This is a genomic window from Hansschlegelia sp. KR7-227 (assembly GCF_049446035.1).
Classification (GTDB): Bacteria; Pseudomonadota; Alphaproteobacteria; order Rhizobiales; family Methylopilaceae; genus Methylopila.
Window position 1 is genome coordinate 3,057,477 of sequence record NZ_JBMSEA010000001.1, and the last position, 20,915, is coordinate 3,078,391.

Consider the following 20,915-nt stretch of genomic DNA (forward strand, 5'->3'; position numbering starts at 1 on the left):
TTCGCCACGCCCGACGGGACGGTCGGACAAGGCGGGCGGTCGGCCACGCCGGACGGACGGAGTTGCGTCTCTGCAAATGAAGAAGAGCGTTCCACTCGCCATTGTCGGACGCGCCTGCAGGCTGCCCGGCGCGAACGACGTCGATGCCTTCTGGCGCTTGCTCGCCGAGGGACGCTGCGCCGTCACCTCGATCGGCGAGGATCGCTGGAGCCACGCCCGCTACCTGCATCCCCGCAAGGGCGAGCCCGGCAAGAGCTACACCTTCGCCGCCGGCGTCCTCGACGACATCTGGGGCTTCGACCCCGCCGCGTTCGGCATCTCGCCGCGCGAGGCCGAACAGATGGACCCCCAGCAGCGCCTGTCGCTGCAGCTCGTCTGGGAAGCGCTCGAAGACGCCGGAATACCGCCGTCCTCGATCGCTGGATCCGACACCGGCGTCTATGTCGGCGCGTCCGCGCTCGACTATGGCAACCGGGTGATTTTCGATCCGGGCTCCGCCGACGCCTATTTCGCGACCGGCAACACGCTGTCGATCGTGTCAAATCGTATTTCGTATATTTACGATCTGCACGGCCCGAGCTTCACGGTCGACACCGCCTGTTCGTCGTCGCTGGTCGCCATGAACGAGGCGATCGCGGCCTTGAGGGCCGGCCGCATCGAGCGCGCCGTCGTCGTCGGCGTGAACATCCTGGCGAGCCCGTTCCCGTTCATCTCCTTCGCGCAGGCGACGATGCTGTCGCCGCACGGCCTCTGCCGCGCCTTCGACTCACGCGCCGACGGCTATGTCCGCGCCGAGGGCGGAGTCGCTATGATTCTCGAGCGCGCCGACGTCGCGCGCGCCGCACGGCGGCCGATGCGGCTCATGATCGCCGCCTCGGGCGTCAATTCCGACGGACGCACCGTCGGCATGTCGCTGCCCTCCTCCGACGCCCAGATCACGCTGCTCAAGCGGGTCTATGAAGAGGCCGGGATCGACCTCGACGACGTCGCCTTCATCGAGGCCCACGGCACCGGCACCCGCGTCGGCGACCCGGCCGAGGCGGGCGCCGTCGGCGCGGCTCTGAAGCGGCGCACGGTCGGCCCGGTGCCGATCGGCTCGGTGAAGACCAATGTCGGCCATCTCGAGCCGGCCTCGGGCATGGTCGGCCTGCTCAAGGTCGACCTCGCGCTCGAGCACGACCTTCTGCCGGCGAGCCTGCATGTCGAGGAGCTGAACCCCGACATTCCGTTCGAAGAGCTGAACCTCGCCGTCGCGACCAAGGCCGTGCCGCTGCCGCGCGGCGGCCGGCCCCGCTACGCCGGCGTCAACTCCTTCGGCTTCGGCGGCACCAACGCGCATGTCGTCGCCTGCGACCCGACGCCGGAGGACCGCGCGGGGCGGGCCGCGCCGCGCGTCGTCGAGACCGCCGGCGCGACGCCCGTGCTGGCGCTGTCGGCGCGGTCGCGCGAGGCGCTGTCGGCGCTCGCCGGCGCCTACGCCAAGACGCTCGAGGGCCGTGACGCCGCGGGCGCGCGCCACGTCGCGACCAGCGTGGCCGCGACCCGCGACCTGCTGTCCAAGCGCCTCGTGCTCGAGAGCGACGATCCCGCGAGCTGGGCGGCGACGCTCGCCGCGGTCGCCGCCGGCGACGACGCCAAGGACGCCACGATCGACGCCGCGGTCGCCCGCGACGCGCCGGTCGCCTTCGCCTTTTCCGGCAACGGCTCGCAATGGGCCGGCATGGGCCGCAAGCTGCACGGCGGCAACGCCGCGTTCCGGGCGCGCATCGGCGAGATCGACGCGCTGTTCGGCAAGGTCGGCGGCTGGTCGATCGCCGACGCGCTGTTCGCCGACGACGTCGCGGAGCGGCTGAAGCGCGCCGAGTTCGCGCAGCCGCTTCTGTTCGCCGTGCAGAACGCGACGACGGCCGCGCTCGCGGCCGCCGGCGTGACGCCGGACGTCGTGCTCGGCCATTCGGTCGGCGAGGTCGCCGCCGCGGCGGAAGCGGGCGCGCTCACTCTGGCGCAGGCCGTCGACGTCGTGCATTCGCGCAGCGTGCATCAGGAGATCGCCTGGAACGCTGGCGGCATGGCCGCCGTGCTGCTGCCGGCCGAGGAGGTCGTGGCGCTGATCCGCGCGGGCGGCTTCGCCAATATCGAGATCGCCGCCGTCAACAGCGAGCGCTCGATCACGGTGTCCGGCCCGAAGGACGAACTCGCCGAGCTCGCCCGTTTCGCCCGCGGCCGCCGCGTGCCGATGCGCGTGCTCGACATCGACTATCCCTTCCACACCGGGCTGATCGACGGCGTCGAGGCGCCCCTGCTCGCCGACCTCGCCAGGCTGAAGCCGGGCGCGACGGCGCTCCCCTTCATTTCGAGCGTCTATGGCGGCGAGATCGAGGGCCGCCGGCTCGACGCCGGCTACTGGTGGGCGAATGTGCGCCGGCCGGTGCGCTTCTCCGACGCGGTCGCCTCCGCGATCGCCGCCGGCGCGCGCGTGTTCGTCGAGATCGGCCCGCGGCCGGTGCTGCAGACCTACATCGCGGACGGCGTAGCCGCCGCCGAGATCACCGGCGGCGTGGTGTCCTGCGACGATCATGGCGCGGGCGACCGCGACCCCGTGCGCCGCACGCTGGCGCGCGTGATCGCGAAGGGCGGCCGCGTCGAGCGCGACGCCGCCTTCGGGCGCCTGTCCGGCCCCGCCGAACGCCTGCCGCGCTACCCCTGGCAGAACGCGGCCTTCGCGGTCGGCGTGACGGCGGAAGCCCAGTCCTTCTATCGCGGCTACGACTCCCATCCGTTGATCGGCTCCCGCCTGCGGGCCGACGCCGACGAGTGGACGATCCATCTCGACCCCGCGGTCGTGCCGCTGCTCGCCGACCACAAGGTTGGCGGCCGGGTGGTCGTGCCGGGCGCGGCGCTGGCCGAAATGGCGCTCGCCGCCGGCCGCGCATGGCTCGGCGCGGAGATCGTCGAGCTCGCCGACTTCGAGATTCCGCACGCGCTGACCCTCGACAGCGAAGCGATGACGGAAGTGCGCACCCGGATCTCGTCGGAGAGCCGCACCGTCGAGATTCTCAGCCGGCCCCGCCTCAGAAGCGACGGCTGGATCGTGCACGCCTCGGGACGCGTGTCCGCCCCTCCGACGGTGGAGGCGAAGCTTCCCGCGCCGGCCTCCGGCGGAGAGATCTTCCAGGCCCGCGAGCTCTACGCCAAGGCGGAGACGCACGGTCTCGGCTTCGGACCGTCCTTCCGCGTCGTCGACCATGTCCGCCGCTTCTCGTCGGAGAGGCTGTCGGTCCGGCTCGTTCCGGAAGCGCAGCGCCCCGGCGCGCGGGACGCCCGTTACGGGCTGCACCCCTGCGACTTCGACGCCTGCTTCCATTCGCTGCTGACGCTGTTCGGGGCGCATGGCGAGCGGACCGACGTCACCTATCTGCCGATGCGCTTCGGTTCGCTGCGGCTGCTCGTCCCCGGGGCGACGATCGCCGGCGCGGAGGTCGTAATCCGGCGCCTGAGCCCGCGCTCGATCGACGCCGCCTTCACCTTCGTCGACGCCGAGGGCGCGATCGTCGCGACGCTCAACGACGCGCGCTTCCGCGCCGTCACGCTTGCGCGCCGCACGCCGCTCGAACGGCTGAGCTATCACGTCAAGCCCGCGCTCGTCGGGGCCGCCGCGGATTCCGTCGCTCCGGCGGCGGGCGAGCCGCTCTCGGCCCGCGCGGCCGCGCTCGGCCTCATCGCCGGCGAGGACGATCATCGCCCGGACGACGACCTGCTGCTCGAGGCCTTCGCCGTCGCGCTTGCGCATGAGGGCGTGATCCGCCTGTTCGGCCGCAAGCGCAGCGGACGCGTCGCGGACCTGGTGGCGAAGGGCGGTCTCGCCGAGAGCGCGGCCGCGCTCGCCGGCCGGTTGCTCGGACTGCTGGAGGAACGCGGACACGCCTCGCTCGACGGCGACGTCTGGACGATCGCGGCGGACACCGGCCTGCCCTCCTCGACCGAGATCGTCCGCACGGTGCTCGCGGACCATCCCGATCGGGGCGCCGAATGCGTGCTCGCGACGCGCGCGGCCGCTTTGCTGCCGAAGGCCCTCAAGGAGGGCCCGATCGAGCACGCCTATGGCGCCGCTACGCTGGCGCACGCTTCCGGAGCCTCGCCGCTCGTCGCGAGCGGAGCGGCGGCCGTCGCCGCGCTCGTCGCGGCCGAAGTCGCGTCTGCGCCCGTGGATCGCCCGATCCGCATCCTGGAGATCGCCGCGGGCGCCGGCGCGCTGACGCGCCGTCTCGCGCCGCTCGGCGAAGACCGCCGGGTGACGCTCGTGGTCACCGACCCCGACGCGACCGCGGCCGAACGGCTGCGTTTCGCCTTCGCAGGCCTGCCCAACGTCTCGATCGAAGCCTTCGACATGGCCACGGACGGCGCGGAGTCCGCGAAGTTCGACCTCGTCGTCGGCCAGCTCGCCTGGGGATCCGCGGTCGCCGCGCCCGACGCCGTGCGTCGGCTCGCGGCGCGGCTCGCGGACGGCGGCAGGCTGGTCCTGTCGGCGCTCGCGCCGACGCCCTTCCTCGACGTCGTCTTCGGGGTCGAAGCCGGATGGTTCGACCGCTCGGCCTCCACCGACTTCGCGATCGGATCGGCGCGCTCGGCCGGGGACTGGACGGCGGATCTCGATGACGCGCGCCTCGTCGACGCGAGCGTCGCGCCGCTCGCCGGCGCGCGTTCGCCGACCGGCCTGGTGCTCGGCGCCCGCAGGCGGCGCGGCGCGGACATGGACGTGGCGGCGCATGGCGCGGCGACGCCGGTCGTGCTCGTGACCGAGGCCGCCGGCGCGCCCGACCCGCTGGCGCTCGCGATCGCCCGGGCCATCGAGGGCGGCGGACGCCCCGTCACACTGCGTCCCTCGGCGGCTCCCGCCGCTCCGGCCCCCAAGAGCGCAGCGAACGGCTCGAACGGCCACGCCAATGGACATGCCGCCAACGGCGCGGCGAAGAAGCCGGCCGAGATCGACGCCGCCTGGGGTCTCGCCGCCGAGCTCGGCCTGCCCGCGCCGCGAAAGGGCGCGACCGAGGCCAGCGCCGACATCGTCGCGGTGTTCGACGGTCCGGAGGTCGCCGGATCGAGGTCCGTGACCAGCCGCGCCGAGCGCGTGCTGTCGCTCGCCCGCGCGGCCCAGATTTCGGGCGCCCGGCTGTGGCTCGTGGCGCCCGGCAGTCTTTCCGGCGCGCTCGACCAGCCCGGCGACCGGCCCGACCAGGCCGCTCTGGCCGGGTTCCTGCGCGTCGTGCGTAATGAATTCCGGGGAACGGACATCCGGCTGATCGACGTCGCCGAGGCGCTCGGCGCCGAGGCGGGAGGCCGCGCGGTTGCGGCCGAGGTCACGACGCCGCGCGCCGACGTCGAGCTCGTGCTGTCGGCGGGCGGGGTCGAGGCCCCGCGGCTGCGGCCGGGCCTTCCGGCGCCGGTCCAGGCTTCGGACGAGGCGCCGACGGCCGAGGTGGCCGTGCTCGAGATCGGCCGCGACGGCGGCCTGGACGACCTCGTCTGGCGCGCCTCGCCGAAGCGCATGCCGGAGCGCGGCGAAGTCGCGATCGACGTCGCGGCCGTCGGCCTGAACTTCCGCGACGTGATGTGGGCGCTCGGCCTGCTGCCCGAAGAGGCGCTGGAGGACGGCTTCGCCGGACCGGGCCTCGGCATCGAATGCTCCGGCGTCGTCACGGCCGTCGGCGCCGGCGTCACCCGCTTCAAGGCGGGCGACCGGGTCGTCGCCTTCGCGTCGGGCGCCTTCGCCTCGCGCGTCGTGACGTCGGAATCCGCCGTCGCCCCGCTGCCCGAGGCCATCGGCTTCGAAGAGGGCGCGACCATCCCGGTCTGCTTCCTCACCGCCTATTACGCCCTGCACCACCTCGCGCAGATCAAGCGCGGCGAATGGGTGCTGATCCATGGCGGGGCCGGCGGCGTCGGCCTCGCGGCGCTCCAGATCGCGCTGTGGCGCGGCGCCAAGGTGATCGCGACCGCCGGCTCCGACGAGAAGCGCGACCTGCTGCGCGCGCTCGGCGCGAAGCATGTCCTGTCGAGCCGCAGCCTCGAATTCGTCGACGAGGTGAAGCGCCTCACCGGCGGCGAAGGCGTCGACGTCGTGCTCAACTCGCTGTTCGGCGAGGCGATGGAGCGCAGCCTTCAGGTGGTGCGCCCGTTCGGCCGGTTCCTGGAGCTCGGCAAGCGCGACTACTACGCCAACAGCCGCATCGGGCTCAGGCCGTTCCGCCGCAACATCTCCTATTTCGGCATCGACGCCGACCAGCTGCTGGTCCACCGCGGGCCGCTCGGCCAGAAGCTGTTCGGCGACGCGCTGAAGCTGTTCGCCAAGGGCGTGTTCGCGCCGCTGCCCTACCGGGCTTTCGAGGCGACTGAAATCCGCGACGCGTTCCGGCTGATGCAGCAGTCCGGCCATGTCGGCAAGATCGTGGTGCGCCCGATGGCGCCGGCGGCCCTCCCGACCGTGGCCCCTGCGGCGTTCCGGGCGGCGGAGGGCGCGCATGTGCTCGTCGGCGGCCTCGGCGGCTTCGGCCTCGCGACCGCGGAATGGCTGGTCGCAAACGGCGCGACCAAACTCGCGCTCATCGGCCGCTCGGGCGCGAAGAGCGAGGCCGCGAGGGTCGGCGTCGCCCGGCTCCAGGCCGCCGGCGCGACCGTCAAGGTGTTCGCCTGCGACGCGGCCGACGAGGCGGCGCTCGACGCGGCGCTCAAGGAGACCCGCGCGGCGCTCGGGCCGATCGGCGGCGCCTGGCACGTCGCGATGGTGCTGGAGGACGCGCTGCTCGCCAATCTCGACGCTGCGCGGTTCAACGCCGTGCTGCGCCCCAAGATCGACGGCGCCGCGGCGCTCGACGCGCTCACCCGCAACGATCCGATCGAGCAGTTCGTCGTCTACTCCTCGGCGACCACCGTGATCGGCAATCCCGGCCAGGCCAACTACGTCGCGGCCAACGCCTGGCTCGAGTCGCTGATGCGCCGCCGCCGCGCCGAGGGCCGGCCGGGCCTCGCGATCGCCTGGGGCGCGCTGGGCGACGTCGGCTACCTCGCCCGCACCGGCGACGTGAAGGAGAAGATCCAGAAGCGGCTCGGCCACGCCACGCTTTCGGGCGCCGAGGCGCTCGAAGGTCTCGGCCGCGTGATGGCGCGGCCCGACGCACGGCTGGAAACGGCGACGATCACCATCGCGCCGATCGATTGGGGCTCGGCGCGGCGCGAGCTCGCCTTCCTGGCGTCGCCGATGTTCGCGCAGGTTCTGGCCGGCGCCGAAATGGGACCGCAGGACACGGCCGAGCAGATCGATCTCGCGGCGCTGGTGCGCGGCAAGGACGCCCGCGAGGCCCGCGAGGCGGTGGCCGAAATCCTGTCGCACGAGGTCGCCCGCATCCTCAAGCTGCCGGCGAAGGAGATTTCCCCGCAGCGGCCGCTCGCCGAGCTCGGCATGGATTCGCTGATGGGCCTCGAACTGCGGATGAGCGTGGAGCGGCGCTTCGACATCGAGCTGCCGCTGGTCGCGATCGGCGACTCGACGACCCTGACCACGATCGCGCAGTCGATCGTGTCGCGCATCCACGAGCCAGACACGATGGAGGCCGGCGTCGCCAACGCCGATCTCATTCATCGCCACATCTCCGATGACGTCACGGCGGACGACCTCGCGGAGTTCGGCGAGGCGGTCGAGGCGCGGCGAGCCACCATCGTGGGAGTGGGCGGATGAGCGAGCGCAGGGGCATCGGCGCGCTCTCGCGCACGGCCAAGGACGGCATTCTCGGCGCTCTTCGGCAGCAGCAGCCGAAGCCTGGCCTACGCAACGACGTCGCGACGCCCATGAAGCCGAGGCCGGTCCGCAAACGCGGCGACCGCTTCGCCGACATCCCGGAGCTCAAGGACATCCGCACGCAGCGGGCGGTCGCCGACCTGCTCGGCGTCGGCAATCCGTTCTTCCGCATCCATGACGGCTGCGCCGGCGCGACGACCGTGATCGACGGGCGCGAGCACCTGAACTTCGCCTCCTACAATTATCTCGGCCTCAACGGCCATCCGGAGGTCGCCGCCGCGGCCAAGGACGCGATCGACCGCTACGGCGTGTCGGTCTCGGCGAGCCGGCTGGTCGCGGGCGAACGGCCGTTCCACCAGGAGCTCGAAGCCCGCGTCGCGGGCTTCTACGGCGTCGACGCCGCGGTCGCCTTCGTCAGCGGCCACGCCACCAATGTCGGCACGATCGGCCATTTGCTCCGGCAGGGCGACCTGATCCTTTACGATTCACTCGCCCACAACTCCATCGTGGTCGGCGCGAATCTGTCGGGGGCGACACGCCGGCCGTTCGCGCACAACGACCTCGACGCGCTCGACGAGCTGCTGATCCAGCACGCCCACCGCCACGAGCGGGTGCTGGTCGCGGTCGAAGGCCTGTATTCGATGGACGGGGACTTCCCCGATCTCGCCCGCCTCGTCTCCATGCGCGACCGCTACGGTTTCTGGCTGATGGTCGACGAGGCGCATTCGCTCGGCGTGCTGGGCAAGACCGGCAAGGGGCTCGCCGAGGAGTGCGGCGTCGATCCCCGCGACGTCGACATCTGGATGGGCACGCTGTCGAAGACGCTGTCGGGCTGCGGCGGCTTCATCGCGGGCTCGGCCTCGCTCGTCGAATATCTGAAATTCACCGCGCCTGGCTTCGTGTACAGCGTCGGCATGCCGGCGCCCGTGGCGGCCGCCGCGATCGCGTGCTTTGATCTTCTGGAGCGCGAGCCTGAGCGCGTGGCGAAGCTCCGTTCGAATGGGGAGCGCTTCGTCGTGAAGGCCAAGGAGGCGGGGCTCGACGTGGGCGACGCAACGGGAACCGCGATCGTGCCCGTCATGGTCGGGGACAGCCTGCGGGCGGTGCATCTCGCCAACCGCCTGCTGGAGCGCGGGGTGAACGCGCTGCCGATCGTGCATCCCGCCGTTCCGGAACGCTCGGCGCGGCTGAGGTTCTTCATCACCAGCGAACACACCCACGATCAGATCGATGCGGCCGTGGCCGCGACGGCGGAAGAGCACGCCGGTCTCGCCAAGGCGGGCTTCGGCATCAAGATGGCCGCGGCGCTGGCCAAAGCGACGCGCCCGGCCTGATCGGCTTTGCCCCCGATGCCCAGAGCCGCCGCGGGCGGCCTCGAAGTCCGCCCCGTCGCCTCAAAGCGCGACGCCGAGCTGTTCTGGAGCGTCGGCCTGGTCGCGCAGGCGGGCGAGCCGAACTACACGCCGTCTCTCCTCAAGGAGACCAAGCTCGTCATGACGCCGCGGAACACGCCGTTCGCGCGCGACAATGACGGCTGCTCATGGATCGCGTTCCGCGACGGCCGGCCGGTCGGGCGCATCTACGCCGTCAAGCACCACGCCCATCTCGCGGCCCACGCCGACGGCGCGGGCCATTTCGGCTTTCTGGAGGCGATCGACGACGACGCCGTGTGGGACGCGCTGTTTGACGCCGCTTCAGGCTTCCTGCGCGAGCGCGGGCTGACCAGGATCGGCGGCCCCTACAGCGCGTCGGTCAATCACGAGTGCGGCCTGCTGGTCGAGGGCTACGAGACGCCGTCGACGACCCACACCAACTACGCCCCGCCCTTCTATGCGCGTCAGCTCGAGCGGCTCGGCTTCCGCGGCGTGAAGGACATCGTCGGCTATGAAGGCGCGGTCGCCACCAGCCGCCTGCCGGAGCGGGTCGCCGCCGCCCGCGCGAAATGGCGCCGGGGCGGGGAGCTTACGCTGCGCCACGCCGAAGGCCCCGCCGCGGTGCTCGAGATCAACGACGTCTACAATGACGGCTGGTCGGCGAACTGGGGCGCCGTGCCCGTGACGCCGGAGGAGGCCCGTTTCGTCGCCGAGCTCGCGCAGCCGATCCTGCCGCGCGAGTGGACGATGATCGCCGACTGGCGCGGCGAGCCGATCGCCGTGCTCTCGATGGTGCCGGACTTCAACGAGGTGATCCACGACCTCGGCGGCAAGCTGCTGCCCTTCGGCTGGGTGAAGCTGCTGTGGCGGCTCAAGGTGACGGGCGTCAAGCGCGTCCGCGTGCCCGTCATAGGGGTCCGCAGGGCCTGGCGCGGCACGCGCGTGGGGGCGATGGCCGCCGCCGCCCTGCTCGCGGACGCTGTGACCAAGGCGAAGAAGGTCGGCGTCGAGCGGATCGAGGTGAGCTGGATGCTCGAAGAGAATCGCGCCGTGATCAATCTGGTGCGCAGCCTTCCCGCCGAGCGCACCAAGGTCTGGCGCCTCTACGAGAAAGAGCTTTAGCCGCGAGATTACATCCGCGGACACGTCACCAGCCCCGCCGTCGTTCCGGGCTCGTCCCGGAACCCATTTCCACCGCGTCTGCAAGACTGGCGACGGCGGCGGAAATGGATCCTGGGACAAGCCCAGGATGACGGTCGAGGATCTCCCGCTCAATCCGCGTCCGGCTCCGCCTCGGACGGCTCCTCGAGCGCGCCCTCCGGCGGGGCGATCACCACCCGCCCGCCGGCTACGTCCACCGTCGGAACGACCGCGGCCGTGAAGGGCAGCAGCACGGTGCGCCGCGCGCCGGCGAGGCGGATTTCAAGCAAATCGTCGGCGCCGAAGTTCTGCACCGCGACGATCTCGCCGACGGCCGATCCATCCTCCGTCTCGGCGCGGAGGCCGATCAGATCGGCGTGGTAGAACTCGTCCTCGTCGGCCGGCGCCGGCAAGGCGGCGCGCGGCGCGAACAGGCCGACGCCGTTCAGCGCCTCCGCCGCCTCGCGGGTGTCGACGCCCGCAAGGCGCAGCACCACCATGTCGCCCTTCAGCGGCCGCAGCGACGCGACCTTGAACAGGCGCTGGCCGGTCGCGTCGCTGAGCGGCGCATAGCGGCCGAGCGCCGCCGGGTCTTGGGTGAAGGCCTTGGCGCGCACCTCGCCCTTCACGCCATGCGCGGCGCCGATGACGCCGATCTGGACGAGGGGGCTCGGCACGCGATCGTGCCTCAGGCCGCGGCTTCGCCGCCCTCGGCCTTCGCCGCGGCGGCCTTGGCGGCCTCGGCGCGCTCCTGCGCCTTCTTGCCGGGCTCGGCCTTCTTCGGGTTGTTGCGCGCGTCGCGCTTCATCAGGCCGGCGGCGTCGAGGAAGCGGTGGACGCGGTCGGTCGGGGTCGCGCCCTTGGCGAGCCACTCCTTGATCTTCTCGAGATCGAGCTTGACGCGGTCGGCGTGGTCCCGCGCGAGCAGCGGGTCGAACGAGCCCACGCGCTCGATGAAGCGGCCGTCGCGGGGATAGCGCGAGTCGGCGATGACGATGCGGTAGAACGGACGCTTCTTGGCGCCGCCGCGGGCGAGACGGATCTTCAGGGACATTTCTTTTCTTCCTTCAACAACGTCTACGTTTCAAAAACTGCGTCGTCCTCCGGCTTGACCGGAGGACCCATCGTCGGCGTCGAGCGCGGCGCGCGGGCTGGATGGTCCGGTCAAGCCGGACCATGACGGCGGAGGCTCAAGCGCTCATTTCTTCTTTCCGAGGCCGGGGAAGCCGCCGCCGAGGCCCGGCAGTTTTGGACCCCCGCCCATGCCGGGGAAGCCCGGAGGCAGGCCGCCGCCCGCGCCGGGAAAGCCCGGCGGCAGGCCTTGCGGCATCTTCCCCTTCTTGAGGTCTTCGAGCGCTTCCGGCGGGATCTGCGGCTGCCCGCCGCCGAAGCCAAGCGCTGCGCCCAGCCCCGCCAGCGGGCCGCGGCCGGACTTTCCGGCCTTGCCCATCATCTTCATCATGTCCGCCATCTGGCGGTGCATCTTGAGCAGCTTGTTGACGTCCTCGACCTTGACGCCCGAGCCCGCGGCCACCCGCTTCTTCCGGCTGGCCTTGAGCAGGTCGGGGTTCTTGCGCTCGGCCTTCGTCATCGAGTCGATGATCGCGGCCTGGCGCTTGAACATGCCCTCGTCGAGATTGGCGCCGGCCATCTGCTTCTTCAGATTGGCGACGCCCGGCATCAACGACATCACGCCCGACATGCCGCCGAGCTTCTGCATCTGGCTGAGCTGGTCCTTCAGGTCGTTCAGGTCGAACTGACCTTTGCGCATACGCTCGGCGGAACGCGCGGCCTGCTCGGCGTCGATCGAGGCCGCGGCCTTCTCGACCAGCGCGACGACGTCGCCCATGCCGAGAATGCGGTTCGCGATGCGGTGGGGGTCGAACTCGTCGAGCGCGTCGAACTTCTCGCCGACGCCGACGAGCTTGATCGGCTTGCCCGTGACCGCGCGCATCGACAGCGCGGCGCCGCCGCGGCCGTCGCCGTCGACGCGGGTCAGCACGATGCCGGTGACGCCGAGCGCTTCGTCGAAGGCGCGCGCGGTGACGACGGCGTCCTGGCCGGTCAGGGCGTCCGCGACCAGCAGCACCTCATGCGGATTGGTCGCGCGCTTGACCTCCGCGACCTCGGCCATCAGGGCTTCGTCGAGCGTGGTGCGGCCGGCGGTGTCGAGGATGACGACGTCGTAGCCGCCGAGCCGTCCCGCCTCCATCGCGCGCTTGGCGATCTGCAGGGCGGACTGGCCGGGCACGATCGGCAGCGTCGGCACGCCGGTCTGGACGCCAAGCGTCGCGAGCTGCTCCATCGCCGCCGGACGGCGGGTGTCGAGCGAGGCCATCAGGACCTTGCGCTTGTCACGGGTCGCCAGCCGCCGCGCGATCTTGGCGGTCGAGGTCGTCTTGCCCGAGCCCTGAAGGCCGACCATCAGGATCGGCACCGGGGCGGCGGCCGCCAGACTGATCGGCTGGGCGTCGGAGCCCAGCATCGCGACCAGCTCGTCATGGACGATCTTGACGACCATCTGGCCGGGCGTGACCGACTTCACGACGTCGACCCCGACCGCGCGGGCCTTCACCTTGTCGATGAAGTCGCGGGCGACCTCGAGCGCGACGTCGGCCTCGAGCAGCGCGCGGCGCACCTCGCGCATCGCCTCGGCGACGTCGGCCTCGGTGAGGGCGCCGCGCCGGGTCAGCCGGTCGAGAATGCCGCTCAGGCGGTCTTGCAGAGCGTCGAACATGCCTGCCTTGGGTCCTTTCCGTCCGCTGCCCTCGGACAGGAATGTGGACAAACGAGCCGTCAGCCCCAACGCAAAACACGCCCGCGGACGCGACGCGTCGGCGGACGTTGACCCCCCGAACTCACTGGAACGGGCGGCTTCGCTTGGGTTCTGACCGTGTCAGATGATGGGTGAGGTACAGGGCGCAGGCGGAAAGGTCAACGTCGCGACGGTTTTCCGGAGTTTCGAACCTTCGCGCGCCGCTTCAGAGCCGGGCGTCGTCCTCCGGCTCGACCGGAGGACCCATCTCGGGCGTCGAGCCCTGGATCGGCATGGATGGTCCGGTCAAGCCGGACCATGACGAGCCCGAAAGTTGCGGTCGCGGCTTGCGAATGCAGGGCTTCGCCGTAAGGCTACATTCGACCAAAATAAAGCTCGTCGTCCTCCGGCTCGACCGAAGGACCCATCTCGGGCGGCGAGCTCCACGCCGGCATGGATGGTCCGGTCGAGCCGGACCATGACGAGCTTTGGTCTGGTAAGATGGCGATCCTCGTCTCGCGGCAGGACGGATCATGTCGAGGGCGTTCTACGTCTACATCCTCGCAAGCCGCCGCAACGGCACGCTCTATGTCGGCATGACGGGCGATCTCGTCCGGCGGGTCTGGGAGCATCGCGAAGACGTCGTGGGCGGCTTCACCAGGACGTACGGCGTGCACCGGCTCGTCTGGTTCGAGCAGCACGCCACGGCCGAGAGCGCCATAAGGCGCGAAAAGCCTCAAGACCTGGCTGCGCGCCTGGAAGATCGAACTGATCGAGGCGACCAACCCGCATTGGGACGATCTCTACGACAGCGTCGCGTCGCCGTAGAACTTGAGGGTCAGGATAAAACTCGTCGTCCTCCGGCTCGACCGGAGGACCCAACTCGGGCGCAGAGCTCCAGCCCGGCATGGATGGTCCGGGCAAGCCGGACCATGACGAGCGTTGCTCCGGTACGATGGCGCTCCTCGTTGGCGGTAGGACGGATCATGTCGAGGGCCGGACCGTGACGCCTGTCATGGAGGCTCTCGCGCGACTTCAAAGCTCGGCCTATGTAGAGGCTGGCTCCAACCCGGCGAAACCCATGTCCGCCCTCATCGACCGTCCCTTCCTCAAGATGAACGGGCTCGGCAACGAGATCCTGATCGTCGACCTGCGCGGCACGCAGACCCGCGTGACGCCGGACGACGCGCGGGCGCTGGCGCGGCGGAGCGAGACGTTTTTCGATCAGTTGATGGCGGTGCACGATGCGAAGGCGCCGGGGACGGCGGCCTTCATGCGCATCCTCAACTCCGACGGCTCCGAGGTCTCGGCCTGCGGCAACGGCACGCGCTGCGTGGCGGCGTGGCTGATGCGCGAGAGCGGCGCGCGCGAGCTCATGCTGGAGACCGCGGCCGGCCTGCTCGCCTGCTCGGCCGGCGAGGAACCTGACCAGGTGACGGTTGACATGGGCACGCCGAAATTCGGCTGGGCCGACATCCCGCTCGAGGAGGAGTTCGCCGACACCCGCGCGATCGAGCTTCAGCTCGGGCCGATCGACGCGCCGCTGATCCACTCGCCGTCGGTCGTCAATGTCGGCAACCCGCACGCGATCTTCTGGGTCGACGACCTTGCCGTCGTGGACCTGCGGCGGGCCGGACCGATGCTGGAGAACCACCCGATCTTCCCGGAGCGCGCCAACATCTCGCTCGCCAAGGTGACGTCGAAGGAGGCGATCACCCTGAAGGTGTGGGAGCGCGGCGCCGGCCTCACGCTCGCTTGCGGCACCGCCGCCTGCGCCGCGGCGGTCTCGGCGGCCCGCACCCGCCGCACCGGCCGCGACGTCGTCGTCACATTGCCCGGCGGCCCGCTTCGGATCGTCTGGCGGGACGACGACCACATCCTGATGACGGGCCCGGTCGCCTGGGAGAACGAAGGCCGGCTCGGCGCGGAGATGTTTTCGGACGCCGCGTGAGCGCTCCGGCCCGCCGATCCTCGATCAGTATCCCGGACGTCGCAGCCCGGACGCCTCGAACGAGATCGTGCAGCCGGCGGTCCCCTGGTAGTTCGTCAACCGGCCGTTGACGACGACCGTCTCCGTGCCCGGCGCGAAAGCCGCGGGCTTGGTCGCGAAGGCCGAATAGGCGCCGGTCGATTCCTTGGCGATCGCGCCGCCGCCGATCCACGTCATGCGGTAGTTTCCGGACTTGCCGAACCGCTTGTTCGTCGAGGGGACGACGCTGCCGCCGCTGCGCGGCTCGAAGATCGAAAACGCCTGCTTCTGCGTTTCGGTGCGGAAGGTGAAAACGCCGTTGTCGCCGACCGAAGCCGTCCGGTCCGTGGCGCAGTCGTCGCTCGCCGCGGTCACGAAGAACGTGCCCTGGTAGCGCTGCTCCTTGGTCTGCGCCGCCGCCGGAGCGGCGAACAGGCAGACGGCCCCTAACGCCCATAAAAGCCGTTTCATCGGGTGGACCCCGTGGTTCGCCGGACCGCTCGAACCGAAGGATAGACCCGCCGAAAACGCAAGATAATCGGGAGAACTACGTAGCCCACAACCTGTCAGCGCGGCGGCGCCTTTGCTGTCGTGAGGATGATCTTGCCCATGTGGGAGCTCCCCTCCATCAGCCGGTGGGCGTCGGCGGCCTTCTCCAGCGGGAAGGTGGCGTGGACGATCGGCTTGACCTTGCCTGCCTCGATCAGCGGCCAGACCTCGCGGGTCAGCGCCTCGGCGATCCGGGCCTTCTCGGCGACCGGGCGGGAGCGCAACGTGGAGCCCGTGAGGGTGAGGCGCTTCAGCATGATCGGCGTGAGGTCGATCTGCACCTTCGGCCCCTGCATGAAGGCGATCTGCACCAGCACGCCTTCCGGCGCGAGCGACTTGATGTTCTTGGCCGTGTACTCGCCGCCGATCATGTCCAGGATGACGTTGACGCCTTTTCCGCCGGTCGCCTCCTTGAGCACCGCCTGGAAGTCCTCCGACCGGTAGTCGATGCCCCGCGCGGCGCCGAGCGTCTCGCAGAAGGCGACCTTCTCGGGCCCCCCGGCGGTGGCGTAGACCGTCGCGCCGCGGGCGCAGGCGAGCTGGATCGCGGTCGTGCCGATGCCGGACGTGCCGCCGTGAACCAGGAAGGACTGGCCTTGGCGAAGGCCCGCCCGCTCGAAGACGTTGGTCCAGACCGTGAAGAAGGTCTCGGGCACGCCCGCCGCCTCGATCAGCGACAGCCCTTTCGGCACGGGCAGGCAGGTCGCCGTGGGGGCGACGGCGTATTCGGCGTAGGCGCCGCCGGCGATCAGCGCGCAGACCTCGTCGCCGACGACGAAGCCCTTGGCGTCCTTGCCGAGGGCGACGATCCGGCCCGAGATCTCCATGCCGAGCGTCTCGGGCGCGCCGGGCGGCGGGGGATACATGCCCTGGCGCTGCATCACGTCCGGGCGGTTGACGCCGGCCGCCGCAACCTCGATCAGCGCCTCGCCTTCGCCCGGCGTCGGCAGCGGGCCGCGGGCGGCCGCCAGCACCTCGGGGCCGCCGGAGCCTTCGGCCCTGATGAAGGTCATCTCGTTCGGCAGATCGGTCATCGCAGCGCTCAGCCTTCGTCGGACGGGGACCGTGGGTTTGGCGCGGCGGCGCGCCGAGGGCAAGCGGCGGCGCGCGGCGCGGGTCGCGGGCCCTTCCGAAATATGCGATGAGGGCGGCCGCTTCACTCGCCTGAAGGGACGCCGATGTCCTCGTTCTTCGCCGCCGCCGCCGAGCCTTCGACGCCGATCTGGTTCGTCGCGTCCGGAGAGGCGCCGCCGGAGCCGGCCTCCGCCTGGGCGAAGGCGACGGGATTCACGGTCGGGCCCGGCAAGCATCTGCTCGTGCCCGACGCGGACGGCGCCCTGCTCGGCGTCGTGTTCTGCGTCGAAGCCGCCGGCGCCCGCGCCAAGAATCCGTTTCTGGCGGGCAAGCTCGCCCAGGCGCTGCCGGCGGGGACCTACCGCTTCGGCGGGGTCGTCGAGAACGCCCGGCTCGCCGCGCTCGCGGTCGCTCTCGGAAGCTACCAGTTCCGGCGCTACAAGAAGGCCGAACCGGGAGGGGTGCGTCTCGTCCTGCCGGACGACGCCGAGCGCGACGCGCTGGCGCTGACCGTCGAGGCCGTCGCGCTCGGCCGCGATCTCGTCAACACGCCGGCCAACGATCTCGGCCCGGAGGAGATCGAGACCGCGATCCGGCTTCTGGGCAAGCTGCACGGGGCGACGGTCACCTCGGTCGTCGGCGACGAACTGCTGAAAGAGAACTTCCCGATGGTCCACGCCGTCGGCCGCGCCTCGACCCGGGCGCCGCGGATCGTCGACCTCGTCTGGGGCGAAACGGACGCGCCCAAGGTGACGCTGGTCGGCAAGGGCGTGGCGTTCGACACCGGCGGCCTCAACATCAAGCCCGACGCCGCGATGCTGCTCATGAAGAAGGACATGGGCGGCGCGGCCTCGATGATCGCGCTCGCCGCCATGATCATGGGCGCGAAGCTCAACGTGCGGCTCCGCCTGATCGTCGGGGCGGTGGAGAATTCGATCGCGGGCAACGCCTTCCGTCCCGGCGACGTGCTGCCGAGCCGCAAGGGGCTCCATGTCGAGATCGGCAATACCGACGCGGAGGGGCGCCTCGTGCTCGCCGACGCGCTGGCGCTCGCCGACGAGGAGGCGCCCGAGATCGTCGTCGACGCCGCGACGCTGACGGGGGCCGCGCGCGTCGCGCTCGGGCCGGACCTGCCGCCGCTCTACACCGACGACGAGCGGCTGGCCGCCGACCTGCTGCGCCACGCCGCCGCGGAGCACGACCCGCTGTGGCGCCTGCCGCTGTGGAACTCCTATGACGAGCTGCTGTCGTCGAAGATCGCCGACGTGAACCACATTTCGGGCGGTCCGTTTGCGGGCTCGATCACCGCCGCTTTGTTCCTGCGCCGTTTCGTCGAAAAGGCGAAAGCGTGGGCGCATCTCGACATCTTCGCCTGGAACCCGTCGGCCAAGCCCGGCCGCCCCGAGGGCGGCGAGGTGCAGGGCGCGCGTGCCATCGCGGCCCTGCTTCAGGAGCGCTACGGCCGGTGAAGCTCGACCCACGTCTCACGCCCGCCCGGCCCGACGTCGCGGCGGCCCGGCTGAAGGGCCAGGTCGAGGCGCTGCGCTTCGTGGAGGGCGAACGGCGCCGGGTGGCCGTCGGTCACGCCGGACTCCGCCGCGCGCCGCAGGCGACGGCGGCGCTCGAGACCGAGGCGCTCTACGGTGAGGAGGTCACGGTCTATGACGAGCTGGAGGGGTGGTCCTGGGTCCAGCTCGCGACCGACGGCTATGTCGGCTACATGCCCTCCGCGGCGCTGTCGGCGGAGCTCGGACCGGGCGCGACGCACCGCGTCGCGGCGCTGAGAACGCTGCTGTTTCCCTCGCCCTCGATCAAGGTCCCGCCGGTCGACGCGCTGTCGATGGGGGCGAGACTGTCCGTCGTCGACCTCGACGGCCGCTTCGCGGTGCTCGACACCGGCGCCTACGCCGTCGCGACCCATCTTGCGCCGATCGACGCCTATGAGGACGACCCGGCCGCGGTCGCCGAGCGCTTCGTCGGCGCGCCCTATCTGTGGGGCGGGCGCACCAGCCTCGGCCTCGATTGCTCGGCGCTGGTCCAGCTCGCGCTCGGCGCCTGCGGGATCCCCGCCCCGCGCGACTCCGACATGCAGGAAGCGGGGCTCGGGCGGCCGGTCGACCTGGCGGAGCGCCGGCGCGGCGACCTCATGTTCTGGAAGGGGCATGTCGCGCTGGTGCGCGACGCCGAAACGCTGGTTCACGCCAACGCGCACGCCATGGCGGTCGCGCTGGAGCCGCTCGACGCCGCGATCGCCCGCATTCTCGCGGCCGGCGACCCCGTGACGAGCCTGCGCCGCCTGCGCTAGCCTTGGCCTCGCACCCACGGGAAAGGCCCGGACGATGAACGCACAGCGCGCCCTCGCCGCCGCCCTGCTCTGCGCCTTCGGCGCGCCGGCCAAGGCCGCCGACATCTCGCTTTCCGCGCCTGTCGCCTGCCCCCCGGGGCTGACCTGTCCGGTGCAGAACCTGTTCGACCACTGGCCGGGCAAGGGCGTGCGCGACTATCGCTGCACCGCCCTGTCCTATGACGGACACGACGGGACCGACATCCGCGCGCCGTCGATGGCGGCGCAGCGCGCCGGCGTCGAGGTGAAGGCCGCGGCCGACGGCGTCGTCGTCGGGACGCGCGACGGCATGGCGGACACAGGGATCAAGGGCGGCGGCCGCGAAGCGGTGAAGGACGTCGAGTGCGGCAACGGCGTCCTGCTGCGCCATGGCGACGGCTGGGACACCCAGTACTGCCACATGGCGCAGGGCTCGATCGCGGTGAAGAAGGGCGATGAGGTCAAGCGGGGCCAGCCGCTCGGCCGCATCGGCCTGTCCGGCATGACGGAGTTTCCGCATCTGCACTTCGCGCTGCGCAAGGACGGCAAGCCGGTCGACCCTTACGCGCTCGACGGCGCGTCCGCGGCCTGCGGTCCGACCCGCAGCGCCTGGGCGCCGGAGGCTGCGGCGGCGATGACGCCTCAAGCGCCGCTCGTGCTGAACGCCGGCTTCTCCAGCGGTCCGGTCGAGGGCGACGAGATCGAGAGCGACGCGATCGCCGCCAAGCGGCCCGGTCGAAAGTCGCCGGCGCTCGTCGTCTACGGCCGGGCGATCGGGCTCGCGACCGGCGACTCCCTGGTCGTCACGCTGTACGGGCCGGACGGGGCGACGCTTGCCCGCAACGCGATCCCGCCCGCGCCGAACGCCAAGGCGCAGTGGACCGCCTTCGCCGGCCGCAAGCGGCCGCCCGAGGGCTGGGCGCCCGGGACCTACCGCGGACGAATCGAGATCCTGCGGCCGGGCGCGCCGGCGAAGGCGCGCGAGGAGACGATCGAACTCGGGGGATGAGATCGGAGCAGATTGAACGAGCGCGCCCGCGCCCGTCATCCCGGGCCTGTCCCGGGATCCATTCCCGCCACCGCGCCAAGGCATTCAACGCTGAGGAAATGGGTTCCGGGACAGGCCCGGAACGACGGCGGAGGCCGGCTTCCGGTCGCGGCGTCAGGCGCTCCCGACGCCGTCCGTCAGGCCTTGCGGTCGACGCCGCCGGGGGTCGTCTCGGGCTTTGGGCCGCCGCGGGCGACCCCGACCATCGCCGGCCGCAGGATGCGGTCGCCGATCAGATAGCCTTCCTGCATCACCTGCACCACGGTGCCGGCCGGGACGCTCGGGTCCGGCGCTTCGAACACCGCCTCGTGACGGTGGGGGTCGAACAGCTGGCCCTTCGGCTCGAGCTTAACGACACCGTTCTTGCCGAGCGCCTTGAGGAGCTCCCGCTCCGTCAGCTCGACGCCTTCGATCAGCGCGGCGAGCGCGGGGTCGGTGACCGGATCGGTCGCGTCGGAGCCTGCGGCGTCGGCCGCGTCGCCGTCGTCGAGGCCGCCAGCCCCGGCGGCCTCGAGCGCGCGCCGAAGATTGTCGGCGACGCCGAGCAGGTCGCGCGCGAAGGAGGACACCGCGTAACGCTTGGCGTCCTGCACCTCGCGCTCGGTCCGGCGGCGCAGGTTCTCCATCTCGGCGTGCGCGCGCAGGAAACGGTCGCGCAGCTCCGTCACCGCGGCCTCGAGCTCGGCGACGCGGTCGCTCGAAGCCGTCGTGGGCGCGTCGGTGACCTCACGTTCGACGGTTCCGTCGGCGCGCTGCTCGTCGGTCTCGGGGCTCGCGGCCCCTGCAGCCGAGCCATGCGCCGCAGCGCTCTTGGGGTCCGAAGTCGGGTCCGGCATCGCGGGCGTCTCGTCCTCATGCAAAATCTGGTGGGGGGCCGGATATCAGACGCGCC

13 protein-coding genes and 1 pseudogene are annotated in these 20,915 nt (G+C 71.5%); 8 read left to right on the forward strand and 6 right to left on the reverse strand.

Annotated elements, in window-relative coordinates; all coding sequences use genetic code 11:
• The first annotated feature begins 76 nt into the window (after positions 1 to 76).
• The 3 genes from ACO2RJ_RS14305 to ACO2RJ_RS14315 are packed head-to-tail and all read left to right on the forward strand — an operon-like array spanning position 77 to position 10,287.
• Complete coding sequence (locus tag ACO2RJ_RS14305) at positions 77 to 7,732, forward strand: SDR family NAD(P)-dependent oxidoreductase (protein WP_423268670.1); 7,656 nt, start codon at positions 77 to 79, stop codon at positions 7,730 to 7,732.
• The gene (locus ACO2RJ_RS14310; RefSeq protein ID WP_423268671.1) at positions 7,729 to 9,126 is read left to right on the forward strand and encodes an aminotransferase class I/II-fold pyridoxal phosphate-dependent enzyme; all 1,398 of its coding nucleotides are present in this window, start codon (positions 7,729 to 7,731) and stop codon (positions 9,124 to 9,126) included. Before ACO2RJ_RS14305 ends, ACO2RJ_RS14310 begins: the two co-directional genes overlap by 4 nt.
• Before the next feature lie 15 nt (positions 9,127 to 9,141).
• A complete protein-coding gene (locus ACO2RJ_RS14315; protein WP_423268672.1) occupies positions 9,142 to 10,287 on the forward strand; it encodes a hypothetical protein in 1,146 nt (381 codons plus the stop codon).
• Between the two features lie 149 nt (positions 10,288 to 10,436).
• Here the strand turns inward: ACO2RJ_RS14315 and rimM are convergent, their stop codons facing one another.
• From rimM to ffh, 3 genes are all read right to left on the reverse strand, one after another.
• On the reverse strand, positions 10,437 to 10,982 hold the full coding sequence (gene rimM, locus ACO2RJ_RS14320) for a ribosome maturation factor RimM (RefSeq protein ID WP_423268673.1): 546 nt from the start codon (positions 10,980 to 10,982) through the stop codon (positions 10,437 to 10,439).
• Between the two features lie 11 nt (positions 10,983 to 10,993).
• Entirely contained in the window at positions 10,994 to 11,359 is a 366-nt protein-coding gene (rpsP, locus tag ACO2RJ_RS14325; RefSeq protein ID WP_423268674.1) for a 30S ribosomal protein S16, read from the reverse strand.
• A gap of 144 nt (positions 11,360 to 11,503) precedes the next feature.
• Positions 11,504 to 13,042 carry a signal recognition particle protein gene (gene ffh, locus ACO2RJ_RS14330; RefSeq protein WP_423268675.1) on the reverse strand — a complete coding sequence of 513 codons (1,539 nt, stop codon included), beginning with the start codon at positions 13,040 to 13,042 and terminating at the stop codon, positions 11,504 to 11,506.
• A gap of 551 nt (positions 13,043 to 13,593) precedes the next feature.
• Between ffh and ACO2RJ_RS14335 the strand changes: the two are divergent.
• Positions 13,594 to 13,888 (forward strand): annotated as a pseudogene (locus ACO2RJ_RS14335) (GIY-YIG nuclease family protein).
• A gap of 253 nt (positions 13,889 to 14,141) precedes the next feature.
• Positions 14,142 to 15,011, forward strand: coding sequence for a diaminopimelate epimerase (gene dapF / locus ACO2RJ_RS14340; RefSeq protein ID WP_423268676.1), 870 nt, complete (start codon positions 14,142 to 14,144; stop codon positions 15,009 to 15,011).
• 24 nt (positions 15,012 to 15,035) lie between these two features.
• On the opposite strand, the gene ACO2RJ_RS14345 is transcribed toward dapF, so the two are convergent.
• Positions 15,036 to 15,500, reverse strand: a complete 465-nt coding sequence (locus ACO2RJ_RS14345) for a hypothetical protein (protein WP_423268677.1) — start codon at positions 15,498 to 15,500, stop codon at positions 15,036 to 15,038.
• Positions 15,501 to 15,595: 95 nt separating this feature from the next.
• Positions 15,596 to 16,612 (reverse strand): NAD(P)H-quinone oxidoreductase, encoded by a 1,017-nt coding sequence (locus ACO2RJ_RS14350; RefSeq protein WP_423268678.1) that lies wholly within the window; start codon positions 16,610 to 16,612, stop codon positions 15,596 to 15,598.
• A gap of 144 nt (positions 16,613 to 16,756) precedes the next feature.
• Here ACO2RJ_RS14350 and ACO2RJ_RS14355 point away from each other — a divergent pair, with 144 nt between their 5' ends.
• The 3 genes from ACO2RJ_RS14355 to ACO2RJ_RS14365 are packed head-to-tail and all read left to right on the forward strand — an operon-like array spanning position 16,757 to position 19,984.
• Positions 16,757 to 18,121 (forward strand): leucyl aminopeptidase family protein, encoded by a 1,365-nt coding sequence (locus ACO2RJ_RS14355; protein ID WP_423268679.1) that lies wholly within the window; start codon positions 16,757 to 16,759, stop codon positions 18,119 to 18,121.
• Positions 18,118 to 18,957, forward strand: coding sequence for a C40 family peptidase (locus ACO2RJ_RS14360; RefSeq protein ID WP_423268680.1), 840 nt, complete (start codon positions 18,118 to 18,120; stop codon positions 18,955 to 18,957). Before ACO2RJ_RS14355 ends, ACO2RJ_RS14360 begins: the two co-directional genes overlap by 4 nt.
• Positions 18,958 to 18,991: 34 nt before the next feature.
• Positions 18,992 to 19,984, forward strand: coding sequence for a M23 family metallopeptidase (locus ACO2RJ_RS14365; protein WP_423268681.1), 993 nt, complete (start codon positions 18,992 to 18,994; stop codon positions 19,982 to 19,984).
• A 176-nt stretch (positions 19,985 to 20,160) separates the two neighbouring features.
• On the opposite strand, the gene grpE is transcribed toward ACO2RJ_RS14365, so the two are convergent.
• Entirely contained in the window at positions 20,161 to 20,859 is a 699-nt protein-coding gene (grpE, locus tag ACO2RJ_RS14370) for a nucleotide exchange factor GrpE (RefSeq protein ID WP_423268682.1), read from the reverse strand.
• Positions 20,860 to 20,915: the final 56 nt, after the last annotated feature.

What these genes read in the sequence shown, in the direction of transcription:
- ACO2RJ_RS14305 (WP_423268670.1), top strand. Translation starts at nt 77, where the DNA reads ATGAAGAAGAGCGTTCCACTCGCCATTGTCGGACGCGCCTGCAGGCTG.
- ACO2RJ_RS14310 (WP_423268671.1), top strand. Translation starts at nt 7,729, where the DNA reads ATGAGCGAGCGCAGGGGCATCGGCGCGCTCTCGCGCACGGCCAAGGAC.
- ACO2RJ_RS14315 (WP_423268672.1), top strand. Translation starts at nt 9,142, where the DNA reads ATGCCCAGAGCCGCCGCGGGCGGCCTCGAAGTCCGCCCCGTCGCCTCA.
- rpsP (WP_423268674.1), bottom strand. Translation starts at nt 11,359, where the DNA reads ATGTCCCTGAAGATCCGTCTCGCCCGCGGCGGCGCCAAGAAGCGTCCG.
- ffh (WP_423268675.1), bottom strand. Translation starts at nt 13,042, where the DNA reads ATGTTCGACGCTCTGCAAGACCGCCTGAGCGGCATTCTCGACCGGCTG.
- dapF (WP_423268676.1), top strand. Translation starts at nt 14,142, where the DNA reads ATGTCCGCCCTCATCGACCGTCCCTTCCTCAAGATGAACGGGCTCGGC.
- ACO2RJ_RS14345 (WP_423268677.1), bottom strand. Translation starts at nt 15,500, where the DNA reads ATGAAACGGCTTTTATGGGCGTTAGGGGCCGTCTGCCTGTTCGCCGCT.
- ACO2RJ_RS14350 (WP_423268678.1), bottom strand. Translation starts at nt 16,612, where the DNA reads ATGACCGATCTGCCGAACGAGATGACCTTCATCAGGGCCGAAGGCTCC.
- ACO2RJ_RS14355 (WP_423268679.1), top strand. Translation starts at nt 16,757, where the DNA reads ATGTCCTCGTTCTTCGCCGCCGCCGCCGAGCCTTCGACGCCGATCTGG.
- ACO2RJ_RS14365 (WP_423268681.1), top strand. Translation starts at nt 18,992, where the DNA reads ATGAACGCACAGCGCGCCCTCGCCGCCGCCCTGCTCTGCGCCTTCGGC.
- grpE (WP_423268682.1), bottom strand. Translation starts at nt 20,859, where the DNA reads ATGCCGGACCCGACTTCGGACCCCAAGAGCGCTGCGGCGCATGGCTCG.